Raw genomic sequence first — 10,721 nt, forward strand, 5'->3', positions numbered from 1 at the left:
CAGTCGTGCACATGGGGCGGGAGCCTGAGGTGGATCACATCTATCTGCTTTTGCGCCAGGCGATAGTGAGCGGGCGTTACCCCGTGGGGGCGCAGATGACCGAGACCGCCCTGGCGGAGGAGCACGGCGTGAGCCGTACGCCCATCCGCGAGGCCCTGCGCAGGCTCGAACAGGACGGCCTCGTGGAACGGTCGTCCCGCGGGGGGATGCGGATCCGGGTCTGGAGCACCGACGAGGTCTTCGACCTCTATGAGGTCCGCATCGTCCTGGAGGCGCAGGCGGCGGCTATCTCGGCGGAACGCCGGACGGTTCTGGATCTCGTACGCCTGCGCCAGGCGAATGACACGATGCGCACCGCGGACGTGGACAACGGCGAGCAACTGCGCGAGGTCAACCTCGCCTTCCACGACGCTCTCTGGCACGCGAGCCACAACCTCGCCCTCATCGAGACGCTGACGAGGCTGCAACGGCAGATCATGCGGCACCCCGCCAACACGCTGATGTACCCGGGGCGCTGGCAGGACGTCCTGGCCGAGCACGACGCCCTGATCGACGCCATCGAGGACGGCGACTCGGCCAAGGCGCACGAGATCGCCGCGACGCACATGCAGTCGGCACGCGACATCCGCCTTCGGCTCTACCAGTAGGGGTCCCTGTCGTCTGCCGGCGGATGCCTCCGACCGCCGCGATATGTCAGATTTGTCCGATTCGTAATGGGTAGGCGTGGTCGCCATGAGCGGACACGAGGTCTGGGAGGGGCCGGGCGCCGGCGGGGGAATGTCGCGGCGGGAGTTCTCGCGTCTGGGGGCCGCCGCGCTGGGCGCCGCCGGAATGTCGGGGCTGTCGCCGTCCCGCGAGACCGCCACGCCGGCGCAGGGACCGGCCGGACGGCAGGTGGCCCCGGTGGGTTTCGTCCTCGGGCACGAGCAGTTCCGTACGCCCGAGCTGGTCGCGTTCGCCGAACGCGCCGACCGCTCCGGCTTCAGCCACGTCTGGGCCAGCGACCACGCCCACCCCTGGCAGGACAACGAGGGGCACGCCATGTTCCCCTGGATCACGCTGGCCCTGGTCGGCGACCGTACGTCACATCTGAGGTACGGCACAGGGGTGACCTGCCCGCTCTACCGCCACCACCCCTCGCAGGTGGCACAGGCCTTCGCCTCTCTGGGGATCCTGACGCCCGGCCGGGTGTTCCTCGGCCTCGGCACCGGCGAGGCGCTCAACGAACAGGCCACCACCGGCCGCTTCGACCGCTACCCCGAACGCCACAACCGCCTGGTGGAGGCCATCCAGCTGATCCGCCGCCTGTGGACCGGCGAACGCGTCACCTTCAAGGGCGACTACTACCGCACCGACCAGTACAAGCTGTACGACGTCCCCGACCCGCCGGTGCCCATCTACGTGGCCGCCAGCGGACCGAGGAGCGCCTACCTGGCCGGTCGGTACGGCGACGGCTGGATAACCCAGACCAAGGACCTCACGAACCCGCGGATACACGACCAGTTCGTCAAGGGCGCCCGCGCCGCCGGCAAGGACCCCGACGCCATGCCGAAGCTGGTGGAGACCTGGGTGGTCGTCGGCGACCGGGCCCAGGCCGAGCAGGCGGCACAGAAGTGGCGCTTCACCGTGCACGGCTTCGGCGACCTGCTCTACCAGCCCAACCCGGTCACCATCCAGCGCATCGCGGAGAAACGCTGGACCCTGCCGCAGGTCTACCAGTCATGGCCGCGCGGCACCGATCCCGAGACACACATCAAGGCGCTGCAGCGGATCGTCGACGCCGGCGGCACACCCTTCGTCCACTCCGGCCAGAACGACCAGCAACGCGTGATCGACTTCTACGCCCGCGAGGTGCTACCCCACGTACACCACTGACCGGGCACCCCCTGACCTGGTGAGGCATCTGCGCCACCGTACGAGGTGACACAAACCGTCGCGGTCGTCTGGATCTTGATCGTGCTCTGGTGGCCGCGGCATGAGCCGGCGTCCGGATGAGAAGCTTCTAGTCTACCGCTCACTCCCCGAGCAGGTAGCGGCGGACCCGGAGGAGGTGGTCCCGCATCGCGGCCTGTGCCACCGTCGCGTCGCGGTCGGTCAGGGCGGCGACGATCGCGCGGTGGTCGCGGGTGTACTCGTCGCGGCGCTCGGGGGTGAAGCTGTTCTGCTTCAGCTTGCCCCACAGCGGTTCGTGCCGGGCGTCGTTGGTGAGGTCGCAGATGCGCACCAGCAGGCCGTTGTGCGAGGCCAGCGCGAATGAGCGGTGCAGCGCCGCGTCCCACTGCTCGAACTCGGTGTAGCTCTCGGCCTCCTCACCGCCGCGCAGGCAGCGCCCCATCTCGGCGAAGTCGGCCTGGGTGGCCGCCGTGACCACCAGCGGCATGGTCGGCGGCTCGACCAGCAGCCGGGCCGCCATGATGTCGGCCGGGCTGATGCCGGTCGTCCCTGGCTCCGGGCCAGGCCCGGAACCGGGGGCGAGAAAGGTGCCGCGCCCAACGTGGCGGATGATCCGGCCGCGTGCCTCCAGCATGCCCAGTGCCCGCCGGACGGTGGTCCGGCTCTGGCCGCTGTGCTCCGCCAGCTCGCGCTCGGTCGGCAACTTGCTGCCCGGATTCAGCCGGAGTTCGGTCACCTGCCGTTCGAGGAACTCGATCACGCGCGCTTCCCCGCCCAGCGCGGGACTTGCGGACTCTGTCATGGCACCCCTCCAACCAATCCGAACCAATTATATGGGCCAGTAGGGCATGCGTAGCCGACATACCGGTATTGCGTCCGCGATTCGCCTCACATATGGTAGGCAACCAAGTGAGACCAATTGGTACCAATAAGGGCCAATCTTGGTCATCCACTCGCTGATCGGGCGACGTCATGACCACAGCGGAAACGCCGGTGCGAAAGGGCGGGTACATGAAGCTGGTCACCTACCGGTACGAGGGCCGGGAGTCGCTCGGGGCTCTCGACACCGAACGCAACGTCATCCGCGAGGTCACCGGTCCCGGTGGCATGGACTCCGGCGCCGACTTGCAGACCCTGATCCGGCGCTGGGACGCGCTCCCGGCCGGTCGCCCGCCGGTGAACGGGACGGAGATCCCGCTGGACGCGGTCACCCTGCGCGCGCCGATGCCCCGGCCGTCGCGCAACATCTTCTGCGTCGGCAAGAACTACCACGACCATTCCGCGGAGTTCGCCGGCAGCGGGTTCGACGGCTCCGACGACGGCACGGGCAACCCCTCGGGCGTGCCGGCGCTGCCGATCTTCTTCACCAAGGCGACCGGCAGCGTCATCGGCCCAGGGGAGGTCATCGAGCCGCACGCGGGCGTCACCGACGCGCTGGACTACGAGGTCGAGCTGGCCGTCATCATCGGCACCGGTGGGCGCGGCATCAGCAAGGAGGACTCCTGGCGGCACATCTGGGGATACACGATCATCAACGACGTGACGGCGCGCGACCTGCAGCGCGATCACAAGCAGTGGTTCCTGGGTAAGTCGCTGGACACCTTCTGCCCGATGGGGCCCTGGGCGGTCACGGCCGACGAGGTCGAGCCCACGAACCTCACCGTCGAGTGCTGGGTCAACGGGGAGCTGAGGCAGAGCTCCAACACCCGTGATCTGATCTTCGACATCCCCACGCTCATCTCCACCCTCTCCGCCGGAATCACCCTCCAGCCGGGCGACATCATCGCCACGGGCACGCCGGCCGGGGTCGGACTCGGCTTCGACCCGCCCCGCTTTCTGCGGCCGGGCGACGTCGTGTCGATGCGGATCGGCGAGCTGGGCACGCTGACCAACCCGATTGGACCCCTGACCCGACCGGATCCCTGACCCGATCGGATCCCTGACCGGCTGAGAGCGAGAACCCCCGGCGCACCGGAAGAGACACCACAGAGCAGCCAGATCCGAGGAGGTCGCATGCGCGACCGGGAACCATCCGACGCGAAGATACGCGTCCAGGGAATCGGCAAGTTCTTCGACATGAGGACCAAGGGCGACACGGGCCGCGTGCACGCGCTCGACGACGTCGACCTCACCATCGGGCGCAACGAGTTCCTCACCATCATCGGGCCCAGCGGATGCGGCAAGACGACCCTGCTGCGCATCATCGCCTCGCTCACCCCGCCCGACACCGGCCAGGTGCTGGTGGACGGGACCCCGGTCGCCGCGCCGACACCCGAGCGGGCCATGGTGTTCCAGTCCTTCGGACTCTTCCCGTGGAAGACCGTGCTGGACAACGTGCGCTTCCCACTGAAGATCCGGAAGATGCCCGACCAGGAGTCCACCGACATCGCGATGACCTATCTGCGCAAGGTCGGCCTGGAGCAGTTCGCCGGCAGCCACCCCCACCAGTTGTCCGGTGGCATGCAGCAGCGGGTCGGCCTGGCCAGGGCACTGGCCACCGACCCCGACATCCTGCTGATGGACGAGCCGTTCGGCGCGATCGACGCCCAGACCCGCGAGCTGATGCAGGAAGAGCTCATGCGGCTGTGGCAGGACAGCGGCAAGACCGTCGTGTTCGTCACCCACGACCTGGACGAGGCGGTGCTGCTGGCCGACCGGGTGCTGCTGCTCTCCCGGTCGCCCGGCAGGGTCCGTGCGCTGATCCCCGTCGACCTGCCCCGCCCCCGGTGGGACTACGACGTACGAGCGCACCGTGACTTCACCGACATCCGCTCCCAGCTGTGGGGGATGCTCCGCGACGACCTGATCAACCAGCGGGGCCAGGAGGCGAAGGCGGACGTCACATGACCGCCGTCGTCCCCGCACCGGCGCGGCCGGCGGTGGACCAGGCCACGCCGCGCCGCCGGCCCAGCCGGTTGATCCAGCACGCCGGGTTCGCCGCGCTGCTGCTCGTCTGCTGGGAGATCGGCTCGCACCTGCTGGACAACGCGTTGCTGCTGCCGTCACTGGGCGCGGTCGCGGCGGCCCTGGCGGAGCTGACCGCGAGCGGAGAGCTGCCCCTCGCACTGGGCCAGAGCCTGTTGCTGCTGGTCCTCGGCCTGCTGGGGGCGCTGGCCGTCGGGTTCGTGGTGGGCGTGCTGATCGGCCGGTCCCGGATCGCCTACTGGACGCTGAGCCCGTATTTCAGCGCGCTCTTCGTCATCCCCACCGTCGCGCTGGTGCCGCTGGTGCTGGTCTGGTTCGGCTTCGGCATGGCAGGGCGGGTCACGATCGTGCTGCTCGCCGGTCTGGTGCCCGTGCTGCTCAGCGTGGCCTCCGGGGTCCGCGACGCACCGGGCGAGCTGGTGGAGGTGGCGCGCTCCTTCGGGCTGCGCGGCGGGTTGCGGTTGCTGGTCCAGGTCCGGCTGCGCGCCGCGGTTCCGCTGATCATGAGCGGGCTGCGGCTGGCCGTCGGACGGGCGGTCGTCGGCATGGCCGTGGCGGAGACCTACCTGCGGCTCGGCGGGATCGGCGGGCTGATCCGCAACTACGGCGCCTCCTTCCAGACCGAGTACGTATTCGCGGCGATCCTCCCGCTCACCTTGCTCGGCATCGGCCTGAGCTTCCTCGTCGGCCTGGTCGAACGACGTTTCCAGAGGTGGCAGACATGAGCGCGCCGACTCACCGCGACTGGTCGCGGGTCCTGCTCAAGTCGACCCTGTGGCTGCCGGTGCTGAGCCTGGTGGTCTTCCTGACGGCCTGGGAGGTCGTCGGCCGCAGCGTCGATCCGCTGCTGTTCTCGCCGCCGTCCAGGATGATGGGGGCGCTGCCCGAGCTGCTCACGTCGGGCGAGCTCGTCTCCGCCACCGTGGTGACCCTTCAGGCACTGATCGCCGGATACCTGCTGGCGGCGGTCGTCGGCGTGGCGCTGGGCGTGCTGATGGCGCAGTGGGCGACGCTGGGCCGGCTGCTCAACCCGTACCTGTTCGGGATCTTCTCCACGCCACGGGTGGTGATGGTGCCGTTGATCATCCTGTGGTTCGGCATCGGCTACGGTGGCCGGCTTTTCCTCGTCTTCCTCTGGTCGATGATCGCGATCGCCACCACCACCGCCGACGGAGTCCGCAGCGCGCGTCCCGACCTGGTCGAGGTCGCCCGCGCCTACGGGGCCGGTCGGTTGCAGACGGTCCGGCACGTGCTGCTGCCCGGGTCGATCCCCTTCGTCGTCGCCGGCCTCCGCATCGGCGCCGAACGGGCCGTGGTCGGCGTCGTCATCGGCGAGATGTTCCTGGAGCTGACCGGGCTGGGCGGGCTGTTGCAGGACAGCGCGCAGAGCTTCGCCACCGCGCGGATGCTGTGGGCGGTGGTGGTGATCGCCCTCATCGGCACCGTGCTCATCGCCGGGCTGGACGCGTTCGAACGACGGATCTCCTCGTGGAAGACGTGACCCAAGCACACCAGAGGACAGAGAGAGGGCTGATGACCGACACCGAGATCGTCCCGGACGCCGCCGCCATCCACCGCGAGGCCTTCGTCGTGGAGGGCCACCGGGACTGCTACGAACAGATCCACTGGCTGAACTTCGGCGAGGAGAACCCCGTCCGCGACCGGCTGATCCCGCGGCTGGCCGCCGGCAGCGTGGACCTGGTCGTCTACGCCGTCGGCGGCGACACGCTGGCGCACTCCAACGGCCGGGACAAGAAGCTGCTCGCCACCCTGGAGAACATCGACGCGCTGGTCAAGGCGTGCGCGGAGCCCGACGTACCGGCCGGGGTGGTGCTCCGCGCCGACGACCTGCCGGACGCCTCGGACGGGACCTCCCGCTTCCTGCTGCACCTGGAGGGCGGCAGCCCGCTGGAGGGCAGCATGGCCGCCCTGGAGTCCCTCTTCCAGCTGGGCGTACGGTCCACGCAGCCCACATGGAACGTACGCAACGAGCTGGGTGACGGCGTACACGAGCGGGACAGCGGCGGCGGCCTGACCCGGTTCGGCGTGGCCGTGGTGAAGCGGATGGAACAGCTCGGCATGCTGGTCGACCTGTCGCACATCGCAGAGTCGGGCTTCTGGCACACGCTGCGGGTCACCGGGGGACCGGTCGTGGTGACGCACGCCAACGCGCGCGCGGTGTTCGACCACCCGCGCAACCTCAGCGACGACCAGGTCCGGGCGCTCGCCGAACGGGGCGGCCTGGTGGGCGTGCACACCCTGCCCACCTACGTGGGCGAGCGGCCCACCCTGGACGGGCTGATCGACCACGTGGCGCACCTGGTGGAGGTGGCCGGCATCGAGCACGTCGCCTTCGGCGGCGACTTCGTGGCCAGCGACGGGCCGCGGCCAGGTCGCGAGGCGCTGTTCCACGACCCCCGCAAGCCCCCGCCCGTGCTCGACGACCTGGTCGAGATCGACCAGCTGGCCAACTTCACCGTGGCCCTGCTGGCCAGGGGGTTCGGACCGGACGAGGTCCGCGCGCTGCTCGGCGGCAACTTCCTCCGGGTACTGCGCGCTGTGCTGCCGAAATAAGGAGATCACCATGAGAATCTGCCGCTACTCCACCGACAGCGGTGCGTCGTGGGGCATCGTCGAGGACGACGCCGTCTGGGCGCTGGACGGCGATCCCTACGACGCGTTCCGGCGCGGCGCGCGCGTCGGGACCCTGGCCGACGTGCGGCTACTGGCGCCGTGCGAGCCGAGCAAGGTGGTCTGCGCGGGGCGCAACTACCGTTCGCTGCTCAAGGAACAGGGAAGGGACCTGCCGTCTGAGCCCTTCCTGTTCCTGAAGACCGCCAACGCGGTGATCGGGCCCGACGAGGCGGTGCTGTACCCGAAGGGGGTGCGGGACGTCGCGCACGAAGGCGAGCTGGCCCTGGTGATCGGCCGCCGGGCTCAGCAGGTCGGTGTCGACGCCGCCGCGCGCCACATCCTCGGCTATACCTGCGCCAACGACATCACCGTGCGCGACTGGCAGCACCCCAGCGAGCAGTGGCTGCGCGCGAAGAGCTCCGACACGCACTGCCCGGTCGGGCCCTGGCTGGAGACCGAGCTGGACGGTGTCGAGGACCTGCGGGTCCGCACAGTGGTCAACGGCGAGGTACGGCAGGACGGGCGCACCGACGACCTGGTCTTCAGCATCCCCGAACTGGTCTCGTACGTGTCCGCGCACATGACGCTGGTCCCCGGTGACGTCCTGCTGACCGGCACACCGGCCGGCATTCGCAAGGTACGGCCGGGAGACGTCATGGAAGTCGAGGTCGAGGGGATCGGCACCCTGGTCAACCCGGTGCGCGCCTGGCCGGAACAGGCATAGCGGAAAGGAGGGCAACCCGATGACGTCGCACCGTCGAAGCGTCGCCCGTGTCCGGGCCGGGGGAGCCGCACTCCTGGCACTCACTCTCGTGCTCGGCGGCTGCACGGCGGAGCCGCGGGTGCCGGCGGCGCTGGCCGCGTTCAGCGGGGACACCCGTTTCGACCTCTCCGGCACCAGCATCCGCATCGGCACCGCCCAGGAGCAGGCCCTGGGCACCAGCACCAGCTACGCCATCGAGATCCTGAAGAGCTGGGGAGCCGACGTCGAGCTGGTCACCTTGACCAACCTGTCCGGCCTGGAGGCCATCGTGGCCGACCAGATCGATGTCGCCGCCCGCAGCTCCGACGAGCTGATGATCGGCACGGCACGGGGCATGAACGTCCGGGCGATCGGCGAACCGGTGTCGACCATGCACTACGCCCTGGTCGCCAGGAACGGGATCAAGGACGTGTCGCAGTTGCGCGGCGCCAGGGTCGCGATCAGCGGGCCGGGCGGCTTCGACACCTTCCTGCTGCAGCACCTGCTGAAGAAGGCCGGCGTCGACCCTGACCGGGACGTCCAGATGATGCCCATCGGCGGCAGCACCGAGCGTACGGCCACCTTGATCGCCGGACAGGCCGACGCCTCCATCGTGTTCGTGGACAACTGGATCGCGCTCCGGGAACGCGGTGCCGACCTGGGCCTCGTCGGGTATGCGGCGGAACTGGTGCCGGGCCTGTCCTCGCGTACCTACTACGCAGAGTCCGGCTATCTCGACGCCAACCCCGAGGTGGCGCAGGCGCTCGCCTGCGCCAACCTGGAGGCCAACCAGATGATCAACACGGACCGGAACGCGTTCGTCCAGTTCACCTTGGACAACGTCCAGGGCACCAGCGAGCATGACGTCGCCGAGTTCTACGACCTGGCCCAGGAGCTCGGCATGTACCCGACCGACCCAGGCCGGGTGCTCAACCCCGACGGCTACGCCAGACTGGCCGACCTGATGTACACCTCCGGTGCCATCGACAAACCGGTGCGAGCCGAGAACTTCGTGGACCACCGCTATCTCGACAGGGCCGCCGAGATGGGCTGTGGCCGGCCGGATCAGGGAAAGGCCGGCGGCCGGCCGAGCCCGCCGTAACGTCGCTATGGGCCGAGCCCGCGGTAACGTCGCTACGGATCGCGGTTTTCGCGCCACGCGGGCGGGTCGGTGATGGGCGGGCCATTGACGTTCGCGGACATGATCCCGTAACTTCTGCGCACAGTTGCCGTAACCGTTGCAAAGGAGCTCAGGTGACGTCCGCCCAGCACGCGCCGCGTGTGCCGCCCGCCGCCGGAAGGGCCGGGCGCCGCGGCACGGCCACGCTGCGCGACGTCGCCGAACTGGCCGGGGTCTCCATCCGTACCGTGTCGAACGTCGTCAACGCCAGCGTCCCGGTGCGGGAGCCGACGCGCCGGCGGGTGGAGGACGCGATCGCGACGCTCGGCTACCGGCCCAACGTGGCCGCGAGACGGCTGCGGTCGGGCCGGGCACAGGCGATCGGCCTGGCGGTGCCGGACGTGACGGTGCCGTACTTCCGCGAATTGGCCGACGCCGTGCTGGCCGCGGCGCGAGAACGCGGGATGGCCGTCGTCGTCGAGCAGACCCACGGCGACCTCGAACGCGAGCGCGCCGCCCCATTGAGCCCCCGGCTCCGGCACGTGGACGGCGTCATCCTGGTCGCGGTGTCCCTGGCGGAGGCGGACTTCATGGCGATGCGCGGCCCTGCGCCCGTCGTGCTGGCTGGCGCGTCCGCCGACTCCGGCGTCATCGACTCCGTCACCCCGGACGAGTACGCGGCGGGGCTGTCGGTCGCCCGGCACCTGCTGGCCACCGGGCGGCGGCGGCCGGCGGTGATCCTGCCGGGCGACACGCGCTGGCCGCCGGAGCACGACGGCCGCTACCGGGGGTTCGTGGCGGGACTGGCGGAGGTGGGCATCGCGCTGCCGGCCGGCCGGGTCATCGCGGCCGAGGCGGTCACACCCGGGTCGGGGGCCGACGCGGCGCGGGAGTTGCGGCTGGACCGGCCGGAGTTCGACGCCCTCTACGCCCTCGGCGACGCGCTGGCGCTGGGCGCGCTGCGGGCCCTGCACACCGCAGGGCTGAGCGTGCCCGGGGACGTCGCCGTCGTGGGGTTCGGCGACATCGAGCAGAGCGCCCACAGCAACCCGACGCTCACGACCGTCAACCCCGGGCGGGAGGCCATCGCCGAGCAGTCCGTGGCGCTGATCGCCTGGCGCATGGAGTCGCCGGCCGCCCGGCAGGCGCCGCCGCGGCGTCTCACGGTCGGCTTCCGTCTGGTCGAGAGGGAGTCCACCCGTGTCAGAGGATGACCCCACGCCCCTGACCCGGCCGACGAGCCGCCCACCCGGACGGACGGCGGGGGGAGGGGCGCCTGAGCCGGAGCCGGCGGGACGGACGGCGCAGCGCGGGGCGCCGGAGCAGGAGTCGGCGGGACGGGCAGTGGAGCGCGGGGCCCCGGAGCAGGAGTCGGTGGGGAGGGCAGTGGAGCGCGCGGCGCAGGAG

At 70.3% G+C, this 10,721-nt stretch carries 11 protein-coding genes and 1 pseudogene; 11 read left to right on the plus strand and 1 reads right to left on the minus strand.

The window, feature by feature from the left end:
• Together ITP53_RS49835 and ITP53_RS49840 are read left to right on the plus strand one after the other, a co-directional pair.
• Nucleotides 1–647, plus strand: a 647-nt coding sequence (locus tag ITP53_RS49835; RefSeq protein WP_207757556.1) for a GntR family transcriptional regulator, incomplete at its 5' end; no start/stop codon positions are given.
• A gap of 85 nt (nucleotides 648–732) precedes the next feature.
• The gene (locus ITP53_RS49840) at nucleotides 733–1,875 is read left to right on the plus strand and encodes a F420-dependent hydroxymycolic acid dehydrogenase (protein WP_207757557.1); all 1,143 of its coding nucleotides are present in this window, start codon (nucleotides 733–735) and stop codon (nucleotides 1,873–1,875) included.
• 139 nt (nucleotides 1,876–2,014) lie between these two features.
• Here ITP53_RS49840 and ITP53_RS49845 read toward each other — a convergent pair whose 3' ends face one another.
• A complete protein-coding gene (locus ITP53_RS49845; protein WP_195902502.1) occupies nucleotides 2,015–2,695 on the minus strand; it encodes a FadR/GntR family transcriptional regulator in 681 nt (226 codons plus the stop codon).
• A gap of 170 nt (nucleotides 2,696–2,865) precedes the next feature.
• On the opposite strand from ITP53_RS49845, the gene ITP53_RS49850 reads away from it, so the two are divergent.
• From ITP53_RS49850 to ITP53_RS56625, 9 genes and pseudogenes are all read left to right on the plus strand, one after another.
• Nucleotides 2,866–3,819 carry a fumarylacetoacetate hydrolase family protein gene (locus tag ITP53_RS49850; RefSeq protein ID WP_207757558.1) on the plus strand — a complete coding sequence of 318 codons (954 nt, stop codon included), beginning with the start codon at nucleotides 2,866–2,868 and terminating at the stop codon, nucleotides 3,817–3,819.
• A gap of 87 nt (nucleotides 3,820–3,906) precedes the next feature.
• Nucleotides 3,907–4,740 carry an ABC transporter ATP-binding protein gene (locus ITP53_RS49855; RefSeq protein ID WP_195902503.1) on the plus strand — a complete coding sequence of 278 codons (834 nt, stop codon included), beginning with the start codon at nucleotides 3,907–3,909 and terminating at the stop codon, nucleotides 4,738–4,740.
• Complete coding sequence (locus tag ITP53_RS49860) at nucleotides 4,737–5,543, plus strand: ABC transporter permease (RefSeq protein ID WP_195902504.1); 807 nt, start codon at nucleotides 4,737–4,739, stop codon at nucleotides 5,541–5,543. Before ITP53_RS49855 ends, ITP53_RS49860 begins: the two co-directional genes overlap by 4 nt.
• Nucleotides 5,540–6,319, plus strand: a complete 780-nt coding sequence (locus tag ITP53_RS49865) for an ABC transporter permease (RefSeq protein WP_195902505.1) — start codon at nucleotides 5,540–5,542, stop codon at nucleotides 6,317–6,319. The genes ITP53_RS49860 and ITP53_RS49865 overlap by 4 nt, the downstream gene beginning before the upstream one ends.
• A gap of 32 nt (nucleotides 6,320–6,351) precedes the next feature.
• Nucleotides 6,352–7,392 carry a dipeptidase gene (locus tag ITP53_RS49870; RefSeq protein WP_195902506.1) on the plus strand — a complete coding sequence of 347 codons (1,041 nt, stop codon included), beginning with the start codon at nucleotides 6,352–6,354 and terminating at the stop codon, nucleotides 7,390–7,392.
• 10 nt (nucleotides 7,393–7,402) lie between these two features.
• Nucleotides 7,403–8,176, plus strand: a complete 774-nt coding sequence (locus ITP53_RS49875) for a fumarylacetoacetate hydrolase family protein (protein WP_195902507.1) — start codon at nucleotides 7,403–7,405, stop codon at nucleotides 8,174–8,176.
• Between the two features lie 19 nt (nucleotides 8,177–8,195).
• On the plus strand, nucleotides 8,196–9,296 hold the full coding sequence (locus ITP53_RS49880; protein ID WP_195902508.1) for an ABC transporter substrate-binding protein: 1,101 nt from the start codon (nucleotides 8,196–8,198) through the stop codon (nucleotides 9,294–9,296).
• A 152-nt stretch (nucleotides 9,297–9,448) separates the two neighbouring features.
• Nucleotides 9,449–10,528, plus strand: a complete 1,080-nt coding sequence (locus ITP53_RS49885; RefSeq protein WP_195902509.1) for a LacI family DNA-binding transcriptional regulator — start codon at nucleotides 9,449–9,451, stop codon at nucleotides 10,526–10,528.
• A pseudogene (locus ITP53_RS56625) lies at nucleotides 10,515–10,721 on the plus strand (hypothetical protein); the annotation flags it as partial. The gene ITP53_RS49885 and the pseudogene ITP53_RS56625, both read left to right, overlap by 14 nt.

Source organism: Nonomuraea cypriaca (assembly GCF_015645445.1).
Classification (GTDB): domain Bacteria; phylum Actinomycetota; class Actinomycetes; order Streptosporangiales; family Streptosporangiaceae; genus Nonomuraea; species Nonomuraea cypriaca.

Coding starts and splice junctions, on each gene's coding strand:
- ITP53_RS49865 (WP_195902505.1), top strand. CDS start 5,540: ATGAGCGCGCCGACTCACCGCGACTGGTCGCGGGTCCTGCTCAAGTCG.
- ITP53_RS49840 (WP_207757557.1), top strand. CDS start 733: ATGAGCGGACACGAGGTCTGGGAGGGGCCGGGCGCCGGCGGGGGAATG.
- ITP53_RS49850 (WP_207757558.1), top strand. CDS start 2,866: ATGACCACAGCGGAAACGCCGGTGCGAAAGGGCGGGTACATGAAGCTG.
- ITP53_RS49875 (WP_195902507.1), top strand. CDS start 7,403: ATGAGAATCTGCCGCTACTCCACCGACAGCGGTGCGTCGTGGGGCATC.
- ITP53_RS49860 (WP_195902504.1), top strand. CDS start 4,737: ATGACCGCCGTCGTCCCCGCACCGGCGCGGCCGGCGGTGGACCAGGCC.
- ITP53_RS49845 (WP_195902502.1), bottom strand. CDS start 2,695: ATGACAGAGTCCGCAAGTCCCGCGCTGGGCGGGGAAGCGCGCGTGATC.
- ITP53_RS49880 (WP_195902508.1), top strand. CDS start 8,196: ATGACGTCGCACCGTCGAAGCGTCGCCCGTGTCCGGGCCGGGGGAGCC.
- ITP53_RS49855 (WP_195902503.1), top strand. CDS start 3,907: ATGCGCGACCGGGAACCATCCGACGCGAAGATACGCGTCCAGGGAATC.
- ITP53_RS49870 (WP_195902506.1), top strand. CDS start 6,352: ATGACCGACACCGAGATCGTCCCGGACGCCGCCGCCATCCACCGCGAG.